Raw genomic sequence first — 17,375 nt, 5'->3', positions numbered from 1 at the left:
CCGCGCGGCAGGTCCGGGCTTTCTCCGGAGCCTGTTGGGCTTCGGTGCGGGTTGTGGCACCCGGTGTGGCGAGGGAGGGGCCGCTGCCAGCGCACAGGCGGCGTCCGTGTGCGACCGTCGCGCTGCGCTGGGCGGCTGCCAGCCCGCGGATGAACGGGGTGACGCTCTCCGGCAAGGTTCCCGAGCGGTGTGGCTCCGGCGGGTGCGGAGCCGGGGGCGGCGGGGTGTTGCTCCGGAATCTCGGTGGCGGCCGGGGTGATCAGGCCCGTCCTCGGTCCGGGCGCAGTCGTTGACGGGGACCCGCTCGGTGGGGCGGGCCGGGCTCTGGGTACCGATGCACAGGCGGCGGCCGGACCCCTCGCTCCCGCACCGCAGTCTATGCACGTACGGGCAGCCGGAGAGCACGCCCGGGTCCAGCACCCCACCGGGGCCCAGGACGACGGTGCGGCCGCCTGCCCAGTCGGGCGGCACGGAGCCGTCCATGTGGACGCTCAGGGAGCGACCGTCCTTAGGTCTGCGTCCAGCAGTGAGCCGGTTGGCGCAGGGAAGGCGAACCGGCCTGCCCGGCCGTGTTCCAGCAGCGACCGGGACATCGCCGGCTTCACGTACAGGTGGTCGGCACTGGGCTCGCCGACCCGTGGCCGGCGGTAGACGAACGGGTTCCGCCGGACTGGGGATAGTGCTGGAAGTGGCATTGTCGGCCGAGGTGCAGCTTGTGCGCGGGCTGGGCGCCGCAGCCGCCCAGGAGCGTCCCGCACCAGAAGGTGTCATGGGCATGCGTGCGGTGGAAGGCGTCGAGTTCGATCGCCTCTACCGGCAGTACGACGGGCACGTCCGAGCGCTCATCACCGATCACTGCCGTCTGCACCAGCTGTGTATCCCGCACGATGACGACCCCCAGTCGCCCATGGACAACGATAGATCCGCAGACGGCATGCACGACAGGAGCCCGCTACGTCCGGGCTGGCTGTCTGGGCGACCGGGGAAGGAGTGTCGTTAACCACACTCCTGGAAGGGAGTTGACACGGTGTCGGTGCTCGTCTTACGTGTAGCCGGTTGGCTGCATGTTTTCGGGGGCGGGCTTCATCGCGCAAGCGGTGGAAGTCGGGGAATCAACCTCAGGAGACATGCGGCGCGAAGCGGCTCGCTGCTTGTCCGGGGCTGAGTTCCTCGCGGGCCTGTCCCTTCCCGGCGGGGAAGGGACGGCGGTGTCGTCGCGGGTTGGGCCACCGGAAGAGAGCTCTGCTGTTTCAGGTACCGCCCAGCAATCCCGGCAGGGCTCGATCACCGCAAAGCCGACTTGGTCGCGCTCGTGTGCATCCTGGCTGCCTGCACCGTGATCTGCCTGTCAGTTGGTGCGGTAGCGCTTCAGGCCGTGATCGGCGCGGCCGGTATTTTGTTCGCCGCATGGCGCACACCACCGCGGGCCAGGCGGAGCCAGCATCGGTTTCAGCCCAACGCCGGCCACCCCGGCGCCACTTGCCGCTCTGCTGCAGGACAGCTTCACGGTCCGCCCAGGACCGTCGCGAGGTGAAAGCTCGGACACCACGCCTTACTCGGCCGCCCGCGAGGTCGGGGACCTGCAGGCCCTCATGGCGCAGGCCGGCGGCGAGGCGTACGTCTGCGCGGTCTCCTCCGGTACGGCCCTTGCCGTGGCGACCGCGGCAGCCGGCCCCGGGAGCAGCAAGTTGGCGCTCTGCGAGCCACCGTTCATGGCCGGGGTCGAAGACGGCGCCTGGATCAAGGAGTAGACCGAAGGGCTCTACGAGCTGTTCGACGGCGGGCGCAGGGGCGACGCCGTGGCGCTGTTGACGACGAACGCCCCGCCCAGGCCGTAGCGGGCATTCGGGCACAGCCGGGCTGGGCCGTGTTGGGGCCGTCGCCCCGAGGTCCGGCTACGACGACGAGCTGCTCGGCGACGGCGGCGTGCCGCGCGACTTCGCCTCGGCGATCGCCGTTCGGGTCGGGTCCTCGCCGGTGGAGCCGGCCCGCAGAGCCTTCAGCAGGCGGCGAAGTCCACCGCGGACGCTTTTCCCGCGGCCGGGCACCGGACGCTCGAGGGGCAGGTGCACGAGGTGGCCCCGGACGCGCTCGTCCGGTGCTGGTCGAGTTCTTCGGCAGCTGACGAGGCGCGTCGGCGTACCGGTGGAAGTGCCCCGTGAAGTACAGCTGAACGGGGTCTGGCGCTGCCGGGTGGTCCGCGGCGAGCCGTGCCCGGGGCACGGCGTCGGCCGTCCGGGTCAGGCCGGTGTGCCGCAGGTGTTCGTGCCCGAGCCGGTTGGCGATCTGGTCCCGCCGGTGTGGATCGGGTGCGTGCTCTTCGCGCGTATCTGCTGCCGGGCGGGCACGGTACATCCGGTCCGTCCCCCGGTCCGGGGTCCTGGACCTGTGCCCGGTGTCACCGTTGCCGGACGCACCGGGCCGGTTCGTACGGCGGTTGGAGGAGCAGTGTGTTCGAAGCTGCCCTGCCGGCGCGTTAAGGGCCGCATAGGGTCACGCCCCGACACTGGGCCCGTGCGTAATACGGGGACGCGGGAATGGGGCGGCATCGGATGGCCGGGCGGGGGTGGGCGGGCTGGGGGCGGCTGCTGGAATGGCTGCTCCCCGGGCTGCAGTGCGTCTGCTGGCTCTACGGGCCGCCGGCGGACTCCCACGCCTGGGAGCACGCGCTGGCCGCGGCGGCCGAGCCGCCGGCCGGCCATCCGGAGCGGATGATCCCGGAGGTGCCGCTGTCCGCGGCCGAACGCGCTCTGTGGGATCAGCTGAGGTATCTGCGGTGAGCGCCGCCGGCGGCCTACGGCACACCCGGGCCGGCGATCCAGGGGCCCAGCGCGATCTGGGCGGCGCGGGCGATCTGCCCCTTCATGTGGTCGGGGTTCTCGGACAGCGTCTCCTTGGCCTGCTCGGGGTCGTCGAACAGGGCGGCGAGCGCGGAGGAGATGGCGCCGACCATGGCGCCGACCAGTGCCGCCGCGCTGATCTCGTCGAGCTGGTCCGGGAACGCGGCTTGGAGATGGCGGGCCATGTCGCGCTGCGCGGAGAACAGGATCTGCAGGCCCCGGCCGCGCACGGCGGGTACTTCGAGGACCAGCCGCATCCGTACCGCCGCCATCCGGCTGACCATGTCGGTGTCCACCTCGCCGACGTGCTGGAGGGCGCGCAGCAGTACGTCGACCGGCCGGTCGTCCGGACCGCGCGCGTCGATCGCGTCCACCGCCAGCTGCACCCGGCTGGCGCTGTCCGGGAAGAGGATCTCTTCCTTGCTGGCGAAGTAGCTGAAGAAGGTGCGGGCCGAGACGTCGGCGGCGTCGGCGATCTCGGCGATCGTGGTCTCGTCGTAGCCCTGCCGGTCGAACAGGTCGACCGCGGCGTCGATGAGCGCCTGCCGAGTACGCAGCCTCTTGCGTTCTCGCAGCGAGGGCTTCCGTCCGTGCAGTGCGCACTCCTGCCTGCTGGTCGGGTGCGGTTCCTGAGCGATGGCCATGGCTTCAGTGTACTGCAGGCATAGCATATCTGCAGTTATTGCAAATATGCAGCGAGTGCGAGTAGCTTGGTCGGCATGGAACGCATCCTTGACAGCCTGGGCCGCGCGATCGCCGCTCACCCGTGGCGCGCCATTGCCGCCTGGATCCTCGCCGCAGTCGTTCTCTTCGGCATCAGTTCCTTCAGCGGCGGCGCGTTCGGGAACGAGTACACGATTCCGGGCGCCGACTCCCAGCACGCGGTCGACCTGGCCACCGAGCACTTCCCCGCCACCGGTGCCACCACGACCACCGTGGTCTGGCACACCGCCACCGGTTCGCTCAAGGACCCGGACAAGGCCGCCGTCATCGCTTCCACCGTGCAGGCGTTCGGCAGGGAGCCGAAGGTCGACTCCGCCGCCAGTCCGCTGGCGGCCGGCGCCCGGATCAGCACCGACGGCCGTACCGCCACCAGCGACGTGCAGTACGGCGCCGCGCTCAACGATCTGTCGGCCTCTGACGCCAAGCTGCTCGACTCGGCTGCCGCCGGGGCGCGTTCGGCCGGTGTACTGGTCGACTTCCGCGGACAGGTGCCCGACCTGGCGTCGACCGCGGAGACCGGACCGGCCGAATTCATCGGCATCATCGCCGCGTTGATCGTGCTGCTGGTCGCCTTCGGCTCGGTGGTCGCGGCCGGGCTGCCGGTGATCACCGCGCTGATCGGCCTCGGCGTCGGCATCGCGCTGTCGCTCACCGCCGCCTCGGTGATGGCCATCCCCACCATCGCGCCGAGCGTGGCGGTGATGCTCGGCCTCGGCGCCGGCGTCGACTACGCCCTGTTCGTGGTGACCCGGTTCCGCCAACTGCTCGACACCGGGCTGAGCAAGCAGGAGGCGGTCGGCAAGACCCTCGCATCGGCCGGTCACGCAGTGTTCTTCGCGGGCGGCACGGTGGTGGCCGCGATCCTCGGCCTGCTGCTGGTCGGCGTTCCCTTCATCGGCGGCACCGGCATGGCCGCGGCGCTGACCGTCCTGGCCACCATGCTCGCCGCGCTGACCCTGCTGCCGGCCGTGCTCGCGCTGCTCGGCCACCGCGTCAACCGCTGGCGGGTCGGCCGCCGCCCGGCGGTCACCCAGGCCACCGCCGACGGAGCGCCCATCACCGGCCGTTGGGCCAGCTGGGGTGCACGGATCGGCCGCCGTCCCACGCTGTTCGCGCTCGCCGCCACCGCGATCATGCTGGCGATCGCCGCCCCGGCACTGTCCATGCGGCTCGGCACCCCCGACGACGGCAACCAGCCGACGTCCTTCACTCAGCGCCGCGCCTACGACCAGGTCGCCGCCGACTTCGGCCCCGGCTGGAACGCGCCGCTGCTGCTCACCGTCGCGCTGCCGCCGACCGGTGGCGCTGACGCCCTCGACCGGCTGACCAGCGGCCTCACCGCGGACCTCGAAGTCGCCGCGGTCACCCCCGCCGAGCAGTCGCAAGACGGCAAGTACGCGCTGGTCACCGTCGTGCCCAAGCACTCGCCGCAGGCCGTCCAGGTCTCCCGGCTCGTGCACCGGATCCGGGACGACATCGGCCCGGCCGCGCTCAAGTCCGGTGGCGGCCGCGCCTACGTCGGCGGGACCACGGCCTTCGCCATCGACATGGCCGACACCGTCGGCGCGCGGCTGCCGCTGCTGCTCGGCGCGGTGCTGGTGGCCGGCGCGCTGCTGCTGTTCGCGATGTTCCGGGCGCCGTGGATCGCGGTGAAGTCGGTGGTGATGGCGGTGCTGTCGATCGGCGCCGCGTACGGCGTGCTCGTGGCCGTCTTCCAATGGGGCTGGGGCCGTTCGCTGCTCGGCGTGCAGGAATCGCTGCCGATCCAGCCCATGGTGCCGATGCTGCTGTTCGCGGTGCTGTTCGGGCTGTCCATGGACTACGAGGTGTTCCTGCTCTCGGCGACACGCGACGAATACCTCGCGGGCGGCGATGCCCGGCGCGCCGTGGTGGCCGGCCTGTCCCGTACCGGACGGGTGATCGCGGCCGCCGCCGCGATCATGACGCTGGTCTTCCTCAGCTTCGCCGGGATCAGCGACCCGATCCTGAAGATGTTCGGCCTCGGGCTCGCCGTCGCGGTGGTGCTCGACGCCACGATCATCCGGCTGGTGCTCGGACCTGCCGTCCTCACCCTGCTGGGGGAGCGCGCCTGGTGGCCCGCCCGGCCCCGGACACCGCACCCCGGGGCCACTGCGGCGTACGGCACCGCGGATGCAGGACCCGCAGGCGACCTGACTTCCCGCTGAACCACTCCGCTGAACCGCACCCGCTCGACCCGACCCTGGGAACCCAGAGGAAGCAGACAGCGCCATGACGACTGAAACCCACCCCAATCCCCGCCGTTGGTGGGGGCTCGGCGCCCTCGCCCTGGCCGGCCTGGTCATCGGGCTGGACCTGACGATCCTCAACGTCGCCCTGCCCACCCTCGCGACCTCGCTGCACGCCTCCACGCAGGACCTGCAGTGGTTCGCCAATGCCTACAACCTGGTGCTTGCCGCGCTGCTGCTGCCGGCCGGCCTGCTCGGCGACCGCTACGGCCGCAAGCTGTTCCTGCTCGGCGGACTCGTGGTGTTCGGCGCCGCCTCGGCGCTGTGCGCGTACTCCACCTCGGCCGGTGAACTGATCGGCGCCCGGGCGCTGCTCGGCCTCGGCGCGGCGTTCCTCACCCCGATGACGCTGGCCATGCTGCCGGTGCTCTTCGAGGAGAGGGAGCGCTCCCGGGCGGTCGCGGTGTGGATCACCGCCAACTCGGTCGGCATCCCGCTCGGCCCGATCATCGGTGGCGCGCTGCTCGACCGCTTCTGGTGGGGCTCGGTGTTCCTGCTCAACGTGCCGGTGATCGCGTTGGCCCTGATCGCGGGCTTCGTGCTGTTGCCGTCTTCCAAGAGCCCCGACCGGCCCACGCTGGACCTGCTGGGCACGCTGACCTCCAGCGCCGGCCTGGTCGGGATCACCTTCGGCATGATCGAGGCCGGCCAGAAGGGCTGGAGCGACGCGGCGGCATACGGCCCGATCGTGGCGGGCGTGGTGTTCCTCATGGCATTCGTGCTGTGGCAGGCCCGCGCCGGACGGACCGGCCGGCGTCCGCTGGTGGACCTGGCGCTGTTCAGGCCGGCCGGCTTCCGCTGGGGCACCGCACTGGGTCTGATCTGCACCTTCGCAATGTTCGGCCTGCTGTTCACGATGCCGCAGTACTTCCAGGTCATCGACGGCGCCAACGCGCTGGGCACCGGTCTACGGCTGCTGCCGGTGGTCGGCGGCATGCTGGTCGGCACCCGGATCGCGGACCGGATCGGACCGAAGGCCGGTGCCAAGGTCGTGGTCACCATCGGCTTTGTCGTGATGGGCATCGGCCTGCTCAGCGGCGCGCTGACCGGCACCGGTACCGGATACGGCTACGCGGCCGCCTGGTTCGCCGTGGTGGGCGCCGGACTCGGCTTCGCCATGCCGACCGCGATGGCAGCCGCCCTCGGCTCGGTGTCGGCAGAGCGGGCCGGTGTCGCCTCGGCCGTCTTCCAGGCGATGCGGACCGTCGGCGGCACCGTCGGCGTCGCGGTGCTCGGCACCGTGCTCAACACCGCCTACGTCAGCCGGCTGCACCTCACCGGGCTGCCGGCCCAGGCCACCACCGCGATCCGGAAGAACGCCTCGGGCGGCATAGCGGTCGCCGACAGGCTCGGCTCGGCGAGCCTGCGGAGCACCGTCAGCGGCGCCTTCGTGCACGCCCTGGACACCATGCTCGTGGTGTGCGGCGTTGTCGCCCTGGTCGGCGCGGTGCTGACAGTGGTGTTCCTGCCGGGCGGCCGGGCCGAACCGGCTGCCGAGGACAAGGACGCGCCCGCCGCCGCAGCGGGTGCCGTCGTCTGACCGACGTACAGGGCCGGTCGGTACGGATCCGTACCGACCGGCCCTGTACGCCTGTCCGCCCACGCCGAAGGACGGGCGAAAGTGACGCTCTAGGGCCGCATGAGAAGCCGCAACCACCATCTCAAGCGACCGGCAGCGGTTGTCCTGCGCCTGCTGGACCGTCCAGGAAGCACCACGAAAGGAAGGCAGCCACCCATGCGAACAAGCAGCACAGCATGGCACCGCGCGGCTTGGACCGCGGCAGCGGTCGGCGCGGCCCTGGCCCTGCTCGCAGCCTCGAACGCCAGCGCCGTGGCCAACGGTGACGGCGCCGCCCACGGGAAGAACCCCCGGGCGTGTCTCCGGCTCCACGTGACCGAGAAGATGATCAAGTTCGACACCAGCCTGCCGCCTGCCGCGGACCTGCCGGTCGGCTTCATGTCGACCTGGTTCGACGAGCTCTACGACGCGAGCGGAGCGAAGATCGCCACCGCGACCGGCAACATGGACATCATGTACGCGCGTCCGTCCGACGGACACAAGATGCAGTTTCAGATGGAGCAGGTCCAGCTCCCCGACGGCACCTTCTCGATGGCCGGCCCTTTCGACCGGACCGACGTCATCGAGAGCAACTGGATCACCGCTCCGGTGGTCGGGCTCAGCGGCCGGTACGCCGGCTGGAAGGGCACCTGGGTCTGGCGCACGCTGCCGGTCCCGCCCGGCGAGACCGCCCCGCCATTCGAGGACAAGATCGTCCTCTGCGGTCCCTGACCGTACCCCGGACAGCATGCGAGCGCCCCGCCCACCGTTCTGCGGTGGGCGGGGCGCTCGCGGCACGGGACTTCGGTCAGCCGCTACGGTGCCGCGACGTTCCCGACGCGCAGGACAGGCGCATGGGACGCGGATGTTTGCGGCCCGCAGATCTGGCCGGCAACCCCAGTTGCTGTACCTGGGAGGGGGCCGGCGACAGCGGCAACCGCTGCAGCAGCGCGACCAGTTCCCTGCGCCGGTTCACCCCCAGCTTGCGATAGACCCGGGTCAGGTGCTGCTCGACGGTGCTGACGGTGATCACCAGTTGCTCGGCGATCACCCGGTTGCTGTGCCCCTGCACCGCGAGCAGCGCCACCCGCCGCTCGGAGCCTGTCAGTTCGGACAGTGGGTCCTCGGTCAGCTGAGAAACACCCTGCTCGGCGGGCCGGGCACTACTGTCCGGCGGCAGGCTCCGCACGAGCGGGACCGCGTTGCAGCGCTCGGCGAGCTGCCGGGCGCGCAGCCGCAGCGCCTGCGCCTTGTGCCAGTCGCCCAGAGCCTGCTGGGTGTCGCTCAAGTCGGCCAGCGCGTGGGCCAGCTGAAAGTGGTCGCCCGCCGCCTGCAACAGGTCCACCGACTCGTGGAGCGCGTCGAGCCGCTGCTCCGGGGGCTGCAGCCGGGCCAGTTGTTGCAGTGACACCCCGCGGATCCGGTCGTAGTCGCCGCCGGGCAGGTCCAGTTGCTCCAGCACCAGCCGGCTGGCTTGGTCCCGGTCGCCCAGCCGCAGCAGCGCCTCGGCCGCGCCGGTGCGCCACGGCACCAGCGCGGGTGTGTCGAGCCCCCATTGGTCGACGGTGTCGCCGCAGGCCAGGAAGTCCCGCAGCGCCGCGTGCACGTTGTTGGTCGCGAGGTGGTACTTCCCGCGGGCCTGGAGATAGGGGGCGGCGAAGATGGTCTGGAACAGGGCGGGCGGTACCGGGCGGCTTATGCACTCCTGAGCCTCCTCCCAGTCGCCCATGGAAATGGTGGCGGTGAGCAGCAGCGCCAGCGGATAGCCGATGCCCACACCCCAGCTGTGCGGGGCCAGGGTGGACAGGGCGTCCCGCGCCGACTGTCTGGCCACCGCCGGCTCGCCTCTTCGCAGCGCGATCTCCGCGGCCACCGTGCTGAACAACGCCTGCCAGGTGGGGACCCGGCGCGCGGTGGCGTCGTCCTGGAGCACCCGACACCAGTGGTCGGCCTGCTCCAGCTGGTCGGCGTAGACCAGGGTCAGCAGCGCGGAGTGCGCCGGTTCCAGGGTGCGGTCGCCGAGCCGGCAGGTGGCCAGGATCTGTTCGGCGTGCGCGACGTCGGTGCTCAGCGCGCCCTCCCTGAGTACCGAGACCAGGGTGGTGGTGGCCTGCATCCGCTCGCTGAGCGGCACCGGGCTGGAGCCGGTGCACGGCGAGCCGGGCTCGTCCAGGTGCGGCAGCAGCGGCGGACAGACCGCCTGGAGCCACTTGTAGGTGTTGCGGATCTCGGCCGCGGTCTCCTTCAGCATGCCCCGGGACATCCCGCTCTGCGGCTGCGCGTTGATGGTGTGCAGCGTCTCGGCCGCCTGGTCCAGCATGCCGAACCAGACCAGCATCCTCAGCATGCCCAGCGCCTGGAGGTCGCTCATCTCGCCGCGGCGCATGGCGGTGAGCAGCGAGGGGATCCGCCGGGAGGCCGCGGTCGGGTTGAGCCGCCACTCCGCGTCGGCCAGCGCGGCGGTGATCGCCAGCCGCTCGGCGCTGTCGGCGTTCGCCCGCAGTGCGGCCTCCAGGAAGGCGACGGTCAGGTCGACCTTGTCGTGGTGCAGGGCGGCCTCGGCCGCCTCGCGCAGTACCGGGACGACCCAGCTGCCACCGACCTCGCCGGCCGCCACGATGTGTTGAGCGACGGTGAGGACGTCGGTACCCGCGTCGTCCAGCAGCTGGGCGGCGCTCAGTTGGGTCCGGGAACGGTCGCCGAACTCGGGGTCGGCGAGCACCGCCGCCTCGGCGGCGGGATGGCGGAACCTGGTGCCGCGCAGCAGCCCGGCGCCGGTCAGTATGTCCAGCAAGGCCGTGGTCTCCGCGGCCTCCAGGTCGCACAGCCGGCCCAGCCGCTCGGGGGTCGACTCGGCGCCCAGCACGGCCACCGCACGGCCCAGTTGCAGCACGGTCTGCTCCGACCGGTGCAGGCAGGCGACCACCGCCCGACCGTATGCCTCGCCGGCCGGGACGCCTGCTCCCGGCCCGGTCCGCGGGCGCTGTTGTGCCGCGAAGTCGGTGAGCAGCGCGCGGACCAGCAGCGGATTGCCGCCGCTGACCGCGTGGTACTCGTGCGAGAGGCGGTGGGCGGACAGCGTGTCGAGTCTCTCGGCGAGCACCCGGCCGACCTCGGCGGGGGACAGCGGTCCGAGCCGCAACCGGTCGGTGTGCCGCTCTCGGTGCAGCTCCGCATGGAAGAAGGGGTGCACGGTGCGACTCTGCTCGGACTCGGTGAGCATCACCAGGATCCGGGCGGAGCCGATCCGCCGGACCAGGTAGAGCAGGCACTGCAGCGAGGCGGCGTCTGCGTACTGGATGTCGTCCACGCAGATGAGCAGCGGCTGTTGTTCGGCCGCGTCCAGCAGAATCTCGCCCAGCCGCTGGGTCTCCTCCTCCTGTATCAGGGGCACAGCGAGGCGAGTTCGTGTGCCGGAGCCGGCGGCAGCATTGCGGAGCAGTTGCCGGACGATTCCGTATGAATAACCGCTCTCCGCCCGTGCGGCCACGGCGGTCAGCGGGGCGATTCCCATTGCTCTGGCGATGTCCGCGGTATGGATGAGCAGGTCGGACTTGCCGAACCCCACCGGGGCCGCCACCATGACGACTTTACCCTTTCGGGATTGACATTCGCTCAGTAGGAGTCCGATTCGGTCTGTCTGCGATTCGCGTTCCATCAGGCCCATGGCTAAATGCCCCCGTTGAGACTGTTTTTGACCGGTGCGCGATCTCCTTGGGCGCTCGAAGGATTCGGCGCCGGGTGGGAATGTGGAAGTGAGCATTCCGTCGATCTCCAAGGAGACGGGAAATCTGGAGTCTAGTATTGCCCGGCCGCGTGCTGTCAACGATGCCTGCGCGCGCATTGCGTCCGGCGTATTAAATTTCGATATCACGAGGTTTTCGGTGGTGGTGCGGAACGTTCCTTTCCGCTTTGGGGCCAGGTCGGCTGCGGTACGACGCACCACTCCCTGTGAAACCGCCGAATCCCCTCAAGTCGGTACCCCGTAAGCCCCCACCAGAGGGCAGGGCCGCCGGTCGGTTTAGGGGTTCGGACTGTCGTGTAGGGGTCACCCGGTCGGCGTTTTCTGGGGTGGTGCCGACAATACCGGGGCTGTATCTTTCCGGCATGGACGTGACTTCGTCAACAACGGGTGCACTGAAAACCGACCGGGAATCATCGTTCAGTTCTTCCGGCGAAGGCCCGGAGACAAATACTGAAGCCGATGTGACGGAACCAAGGCCGAACATAATTCTACAGGGTGGCCCTATGGAATCCGAGCCCACTCATTTGCGGGTCCGCTATCTCCAGGACTGCACCGACAGGTACAAGCTCTTCCTGGGAAATCGCTACGAGCACTTCGAACCATCCGCCGAGACGGTGTCCTTCGGCGGCGATGATCTTCGGGTGTTCATCTGGACGCGACGCACCTACGTCGCCGAGTGACACCGGCACGATCCGCGCGGCTCAGCACATGGACGACCTCCCATTCGGCTGACCGTCGGCAACGGCCCCACCACGGCCGGAACCGGCGTGACGCAACACGACTACGGGGTGACTTGTGAGGTACGAAATACTTGGAAAACTCCGGTTGGTGGAGAAAAGCGAGGTCAGAACGATCGGCGCACGCAAGATCGAGACCCTGCTGACCGCCCTCCTCATCCGGGCCAATCATGTGGTGTCCGCCGACCAGTTGGTCGCGGAGATGTGGGAGGGGCACGTCCCCCGCAGATCCACCGCCTCGCTGCACGTCAACGTCTCCCAGCTGCGGAAGACGGTACGCAGACCGGGCCAGGACAGCCCCATCGTCACCAGAGCGGCCGGCTACAGCCTCACCCTCGGCGACGACGAACTCGACCTCGCCGAGTTCCAGCAGCTCATGCGGCAGGCATGGACCAGCGCCCACGCGCGCCGGCACGCCGACGCCGCTGCGGCCTGCGAGCGGGCCCTCGGCCTGTGGCGCGGGGAGAGCGACGCCTGCTTCTTCGGCGGCCCCATCGCCAACGGATTCTGGGCCTGGTTCGACGAGAGCCGGCTGGAATGCCTGGAACTCATGGTCGAGTCACAGCTCATGCTCGGCCGGCACCGCGAACTGGTCGGCCTGCTCTTCCGCCTGGTCGCCGAACACCCGCTGCGCGAGTCCTTCCACCGCCAGCTCATGCTCGCGCTGTACCGCTCCGAGCGGCAGGCCGACGCGCTGCGGGTCTACCAGGTCGCCCGCGACACCCTGCGCCGCGAACTGGGCCTGGAGCCCTGCCGCGCCCTCCACGAGGTGCATCGCGCGATCCTCGCCGCAGACGTACAGCTGGAACTGCTGTCCGCCGTTTGACGCGCCACCACCCCGGCAGGCTCCGAACCCCTCGCGAAAGGACGTCGTGGCCACTCCGACCCGCGACAGAGAACTGTGGATCCAGCGCTTCCCCGCCGAAGGCCGCTCCGGCACCCGGCTGGTGTGCTTCCCGCACGCCGGCGGCTCGGCCAGCTTCTACTTCCCCTTGTCCCAGGCGCTCGCCGCCGACACCGAGGTGCTCGCCGTGCAGTATCCGGGCCGCCAGGACCGCCGCAAAGAAGTGCCGGTCGAGGACATCCAGCTGCTTGCCGACCACATCGCTGACGCACTCGACGGCCGCCCCGAGCTGCCGACCGCCTATTTCGGCCACAGCATGGGCGCCGTCGTCGCTTTCGAGGTCGCCCGCCGCCTGGAGCGCCGCGGCAACGGCCCGGCGCTACTGTTTGCCTCCGGCCGGCGCGCCCCCTCGACGCACCGTGAGGAGTCCGTGCACCAGCGCGACGACGACGGCGTGATCGACGAACTCAAGCGGCTCAACGGCACCGACGCCCGGGTGCTCGCCGATGACGAGCTGCTGCGGATGATCCTGCCCGCCATCCGCGGCGACTACCGGGCCATCGAGACCTACCGCTGCCCGCCCGGCCCCAAGCTCGGCTGTCCGGTCACCGTGCTGGTCGGCGACGCCGACCCGCGCACCACCCTGGACGAGGCTCACGCCTGGAGCACCCACACCACCGGCCGCTTCGACCTGCGAGTCTTCCCCGGCGGCCACTTCTACCTCAGTACCCACCCGGAAGCGGTCACCGAGACCGTCGCCGCCGGCCTCGCCACGCTGGTCTGACGCCCCGCCCGCCGACGAAGCCGCTCCCGCCCCCGGTCGCCGGGGGCGGGAGCGGCTTCGTATCGGCCCCTACGCCGCCTCAGCCGCGCCGAACCAGGCTGCCAGCGCCGCCCGCAGCTCCTCCGGCCCTACGGCGTCGCGTGCTGCCCACGCCACCACGCCGTCCGGCCGCAGCAGCAGCAGCTCCGCGTCCAGCTCCGGTACCGGCTGCGCTGACACCACGCCGACCCGGCCCGCCCAGCCGGACGCACCGGCCGCCTCGACAAACGCGGCGCCCGCCGGGGTGCCCGACAGATCCAGCAGTACGCCCCGGCCCTCGCGCAGCACCGCGGCCGTGCTGGTCTCGCCGTCCGCCCGCTTCAGCCCCACCTGCGGCACCGGACGGCCCGCCAGCGGGTGCGCGTCCGCGCCGCCCGGCATCGGGTAGTGAATGTCGGTGACGATCGTGATCAGGTGTCGGTTCACGTCCTCGTACCGGGTCAGGTCCGCGAACACCTCACGCAGTGGTCCCACCTGGTCCAGCGGGTGGGCCAGCGCCATCTGGGCCCGGGTGCTCGTGCACGCCCGCCGCCCGACCGGGTGCCGCTCGCCGTGATACGTGTCCAGCAGGCCCTCCGGCGCCCAGCCGTTGATCTCCGCGGCCAGCTTCCAGCCGAGGTTCGCCGCGTCGTGCAGGTTGGTATTGACGTTGTGCCCGGCCGGATAGAAGTACACGTGCGCCGCGTCACCGGCCAGGAAGACCCTGCCCTGGCGGTACTTCTCGGCGAGCCTGGTCACGCCCGTGTAGCGGCGCAGCCAGCTCGGACTGCCGACTGTCACCTGCCGCCCGGTCACCCGCTCGACGTTCTCCCGCAGCTCGTCCAGCGTCACCGGCTCGTCGTCGCCCGGCGCCGGCACGTCGAACGAGGTCGCCTGGAGACGGAAGTTGCCGACGCCGTCCGGCAGCGCGCCGAAGATGCCGCCGGGGTAGACGCCCACCTCGAACTCGCCGTCGTACTGCTGCAGATCACCCAGCACCCCGTACCAGGACGAGCCCTCCGGCGGCGCATCGAAACCGACCAGCCGCCGCACCGCGCTGTCAGCCCCGTCGGCGCCGACCAGGTAGCCGCCGTGGATGTGCTCCTCCCCGCCCGCGTGCCGCACGGTGACGGTGACCCCGGACTCGTCCTGCTCCACAGCGGTCAGTTCGTGGCCCCGCCGTATGTCCGCGCCCAGCTCCACGGCCCGCCGCTCCACGATGTCCTCGACCTGGCGGTGCGACAGCATGAAGAAGTACTCGCTGTCACCCATCTTCTCCAGGTCCAGCCACAGGTGACCGAAGTGGATCCGCGGCCACTTGGGCAGCTGGTCCTTGGGGATCTCATCGAACAGGCCACGCTGCTCCAGCAGTTCCACCGACCTGGCGTGGAAGGTGCCGATCTTTACGTCGTCACCCGGCTCGGCGAGCCGCTCCACGACGATGGTCGGGACACCGGCCAGTCCCAGCTCCGCGGCGAGCATCAGACCGGTGGGACCGGCCCCTGCGATGATGACGGTACGACTCAGCGGACTCAGCGGACTCATCGAAGACTCCTTGACGTTGACGATGGTTGATCGGATGAAGGCCGGAGGGGAAGAAGCGGGCGGGCTGCGGAGGGCTCACGACGCCGCCCCCACTGGCGGCCCGGGCGACTCCGCCTCGGCCAGCCCCGCCCGCAGCCGGTCGGCGAGAGCGGCCGGCGACGGGTGTTCGTAGACGGCCACCGGCGGTAGCGCGAGCCCGGAGGCCGCTCGCAGCCGGGTACTGAGGTCCAGCACGGTGAAGGAGGAGAAGCCCAGCTCCAGGAAGTCGTCGTTCGCCCCTACGGCGTCCGGCGAGGAGTGACCGAGCGCCGCCGCCGCGTGCGTGCGGACCAGGTCAAGCAGCAGCCGCAACTGCTCGTCGTCGTCCGCCCTGCTCAGCCGCTCCAACAGCTGCCCGGCGCCCTCCGCCGTCTTCGTCTGGTCCAGCAGCGCCCGGACCTCCGGTACGTCCTCGAACAGCGGCACCCGGCGGGATCGGGCCAGTTGCGGCACCAGCCGCTGCCAGTCGATGTCGGCCACCACCAGTGCGGCCCCGCGCCCGGCCGCCTGCTCCAGCACGGCCACCGCGACGCCGGGCGCGACCGCCCGCAGGCCCCACTGCTCCAGGCCCTTCGTCGCCGCGGTGTTGTCCTGGTCGTCCGGACCGGACCACGGACCCCAGGCCACCGACAGGCCCGGCAGCCCCTCCGCCCGGCGCCGCGCGACCACGGCGTCCAGGAACGCGTGGGCCGGCGCCGCGTTGCCGACCCCGGGCCCACCGAGCGTGCCGGCCACCGACGAGAAGACCACGAACGCGGCCAGGTCCATGTCCCGGGTCAGCGCGTCCAGTTGGGTCACCGCCGGCACCACCGAGGCCAGCGCGCGTTCCGCCAGCTCCAGATTCAGCGGCCCGGCGGTCTGCGCGTCCAGCTCCGCCGCGGCATGCACCACTCCGGTCAGCGGATGCCCGGCCGGCACCCGGGCGAGCAGTGCGGCCAGCGCCGGACCGTCCGCCGGATCGCAGTCCACCACCTCTACGGAAGCGGCCCCGAGCGCGGTCAACGTGTCGGCGACCCCGACGGGCCAGCCGGTCCCGGCCAGCAGCAGGTGCGCGGCGCCGTGCTGCGCCACCCACCGCGCTGCGGGCAGCCCAAGCGAGGGGCGCCGCGCGGTGATCAGTACGGTGCCCTGCGGCCGCCAACTCTGCCGCTCGCCGCTCGGTCCGGCCGCCTTGGTGAGCCGGCGGCCGTACACACCCGAGGCGCGTACGGCCACCTGGTCCTCGCCGTCAGCGGCGGCCAGCACCCGTGCCAGCCGCGGCAGCACCCGCTCGTCCAGCACCTCGGGCAGGTCGACCAGACCACCCCACCGCTCCGGACACTCCATCGCGGCGGCCTGCCCCAACCCCCACACGGCGGCCTGCGCGGCACGTGCCGGCCGATCCGCCTGCCGTACGGACACCGCGCCGCTGGTGGCGACCCACAGCGGGGCGTCCACCTTGGCCCGGCCCAGCGCCTGGACGAGCGAGACCGTCATGGCCAGACCCGTCGTCACGGCGGTACGGCCCGGCGCGGGCCGCTCGTCCAGTGCGAGCAGCGACAGCACGCCCGCGAGCGCGGCCGGGGCTGCCTCGGTGTTCCCGGTCTTCTCGGTGCTTCCGGTCAGCGTGTCGAGCAGCAGCCGGGCCAGCCTGCGAGGGTGCGCGAACGCGGAGTCCACCACGACCGCAATCACCCGCGCCGCCGGCCCTTCGGCCAGCGACCGCAGCATCTCCATGACCAGCGGGTCCTGCGACCAACCCTCGGGGACCACGACGAGCCAACTGCCCAACGCGATCGGCCCCGAGCCGTCCGTCACCGGCTTCCAGCTGATCCGATGCTGCCACTGCCCGCGGCGCCGCCAGGCGGAGAGGACCGGCAGCAGCGCGTCGAGCGAGCGGCGCTGAGCGTCGTCCACGTCCAGGGCGCCGGCGAGCGTGGCGACATCACCCCGCTCCACCGCCGTCCAGAACTGCCCCTCGGAGCCGGGCCTTTCGGCGCCGGTGGCGGGCTTGTCGGTGGTGGTGGGCGGGTTGAGCCAGTAGCGCTGGTGTTGGAAGGCGTAGGTGGGGAGGTCGGGGGTGGTGTTGGTGTTGGTGACTGATGTGCGGGTCCAGGTGCTGGTGTTGGTGGTGGTGTGGAGTTGGGCGAGGGTGGTGTGGAGGGTGGTGGTGTCGGGTCGGTTGCGGCGGAGCAGGGGGGCGGTCAGGGGGTGGGGGGTGTTGTCGCCGAGGGTGGCTTGGGCGAGTGGGGTGAGGATGGCGTCGGGGCCGAGTTCTATGAAGTGGGTGACGCCC

13 protein-coding genes are annotated in these 17,375 nt (G+C 71.2%); 8 read left to right on the top strand and 5 right to left on the bottom strand.

Annotated elements, in window-relative coordinates; translation table 11 throughout:
- Nucleotides 1–601: 601 nt before the first annotated feature.
- On the bottom strand, nucleotides 602–886 hold the full coding sequence (locus OO69_RS52315) for a hypothetical protein (RefSeq protein WP_158713534.1): 285 nt from the start codon (nucleotides 884–886) through the stop codon (nucleotides 602–604).
- Nucleotides 887–1,592: 706 nt separating this feature from the next.
- Between OO69_RS52315 and OO69_RS52310 the strand changes: the two genes are divergently transcribed.
- Nucleotides 1,593–1,751 (top strand): hypothetical protein, encoded by a 159-nt coding sequence (locus OO69_RS52310; RefSeq protein WP_158713533.1) that lies wholly within the window; start codon nucleotides 1,593–1,595, stop codon nucleotides 1,749–1,751.
- A 786-nt stretch (nucleotides 1,752–2,537) separates the two neighbouring features.
- Entirely contained in the window at nucleotides 2,538–2,780 is a 243-nt protein-coding gene (locus OO69_RS47370) for a DUF6059 family protein (protein ID WP_158713532.1), read from the top strand.
- 14 nt (nucleotides 2,781–2,794) lie between these two features.
- On the opposite strand, the gene OO69_RS47365 is transcribed toward OO69_RS47370, so the two are convergent.
- A complete protein-coding gene (locus tag OO69_RS47365; protein ID WP_078652913.1) occupies nucleotides 2,795–3,484 on the bottom strand; it encodes a TetR/AcrR family transcriptional regulator in 690 nt (229 codons plus the stop codon).
- A gap of 75 nt (nucleotides 3,485–3,559) precedes the next feature.
- On the opposite strand from OO69_RS47365, the gene OO69_RS47360 reads away from it, so the two are divergent.
- The 3 genes from OO69_RS47360 to OO69_RS47350 all read left to right on the top strand — a co-directional run bounded on the left by OO69_RS47360 (nucleotide 3,560) and on the right by OO69_RS47350 (nucleotide 8,120).
- On the top strand, nucleotides 3,560–5,749 hold the full coding sequence (locus OO69_RS47360) for an MMPL family transporter (protein ID WP_158713531.1): 2,190 nt from the start codon (nucleotides 3,560–3,562) through the stop codon (nucleotides 5,747–5,749).
- A 64-nt stretch (nucleotides 5,750–5,813) separates the two neighbouring features.
- Entirely contained in the window at nucleotides 5,814–7,370 is a 1,557-nt protein-coding gene (locus OO69_RS47355) for an MFS transporter (protein ID WP_033287248.1), read from the top strand.
- A 195-nt stretch (nucleotides 7,371–7,565) separates the two neighbouring features.
- On the top strand, nucleotides 7,566–8,120 hold the full coding sequence (locus tag OO69_RS47350) for an allene oxide cyclase barrel-like domain-containing protein (RefSeq protein WP_033287247.1): 555 nt from the start codon (nucleotides 7,566–7,568) through the stop codon (nucleotides 8,118–8,120).
- A 76-nt stretch (nucleotides 8,121–8,196) separates the two neighbouring features.
- Here the strand turns inward: OO69_RS47350 and OO69_RS47345 are convergent, their stop codons facing one another.
- Entirely contained in the window at nucleotides 8,197–11,046 is a 2,850-nt protein-coding gene (locus OO69_RS47345) for a helix-turn-helix transcriptional regulator (protein ID WP_158713530.1), read from the bottom strand.
- 548 nt (nucleotides 11,047–11,594) lie between these two features.
- Between OO69_RS47345 and OO69_RS52800 the strand changes: the two genes are divergently transcribed.
- The 3 genes from OO69_RS52800 to OO69_RS47330 all read left to right on the top strand — a co-directional run bounded on the left by OO69_RS52800 (nucleotide 11,595) and on the right by OO69_RS47330 (nucleotide 13,498).
- The gene (locus OO69_RS52800) at nucleotides 11,595–11,813 is read left to right on the top strand and encodes a DUF5988 family protein (protein ID WP_051801841.1); all 219 of its coding nucleotides are present in this window, start codon (nucleotides 11,595–11,597) and stop codon (nucleotides 11,811–11,813) included.
- 148 nt (nucleotides 11,814–11,961) lie between these two features.
- Entirely contained in the window at nucleotides 11,962–12,696 is a 735-nt protein-coding gene (locus tag OO69_RS47335; protein WP_234444712.1) for an AfsR/SARP family transcriptional regulator, read from the top strand.
- A 46-nt stretch (nucleotides 12,697–12,742) separates the two neighbouring features.
- The gene (locus tag OO69_RS47330; protein WP_033287244.1) at nucleotides 12,743–13,498 is read left to right on the top strand and encodes a thioesterase II family protein; all 756 of its coding nucleotides are present in this window, start codon (nucleotides 12,743–12,745) and stop codon (nucleotides 13,496–13,498) included.
- A gap of 69 nt (nucleotides 13,499–13,567) precedes the next feature.
- Here OO69_RS47330 and OO69_RS47325 read toward each other — a convergent pair whose 3' ends face one another.
- Nucleotides 13,568–15,061 (bottom strand): FAD-dependent monooxygenase, encoded by a 1,494-nt coding sequence (locus tag OO69_RS47325; RefSeq protein ID WP_051801838.1) that lies wholly within the window; start codon nucleotides 15,059–15,061, stop codon nucleotides 13,568–13,570.
- 75 nt (nucleotides 15,062–15,136) lie between these two features.
- A partial coding sequence (locus OO69_RS47320) for a KR domain-containing protein (protein ID WP_158713529.1) occupies nucleotides 15,137–17,375 on the bottom strand: 2,239 nt, incomplete at its 5' end.

It is taken from the genome of Streptomyces sp. NRRL F-525, from assembly GCF_000716605.1.
In the GTDB taxonomy this organism is placed as follows: domain Bacteria; phylum Actinomycetota; class Actinomycetes; order Streptomycetales; family Streptomycetaceae; genus Streptomyces.
This window is presented reverse-complemented; position numbering and strand designations above follow the sequence as displayed.

Bases quoted from the DNA above. Each gene is read 5' to 3' on its own strand.
- OO69_RS47370 (WP_158713532.1), top strand. From the start codon at position 2,538: ATGGGGCGGCATCGGATGGCCGGGCGGGGGTGGGCGGGCTGGGGGCGG.
- OO69_RS47350 (WP_033287247.1), top strand. From the start codon at position 7,566: ATGCGAACAAGCAGCACAGCATGGCACCGCGCGGCTTGGACCGCGGCA.
- OO69_RS47365 (WP_078652913.1), bottom strand. From the start codon at position 3,484: ATGGCCATCGCTCAGGAACCGCACCCGACCAGCAGGCAGGAGTGCGCA.
- OO69_RS47325 (WP_051801838.1), bottom strand. From the start codon at position 15,061: ATGAGTCCGCTGAGTCCGCTGAGTCGTACCGTCATCATCGCAGGGGCC.
- OO69_RS52310 (WP_158713533.1), top strand. From the start codon at position 1,593: ATGGCGCAGGCCGGCGGCGAGGCGTACGTCTGCGCGGTCTCCTCCGGT.
- OO69_RS47355 (WP_033287248.1), top strand. From the start codon at position 5,814: ATGACGACTGAAACCCACCCCAATCCCCGCCGTTGGTGGGGGCTCGGC.
- OO69_RS47345 (WP_158713530.1), bottom strand. From the start codon at position 11,046: ATGGAACGCGAATCGCAGACAGACCGAATCGGACTCCTACTGAGCGAA.
- OO69_RS47360 (WP_158713531.1), top strand. From the start codon at position 3,560: ATGGAACGCATCCTTGACAGCCTGGGCCGCGCGATCGCCGCTCACCCG.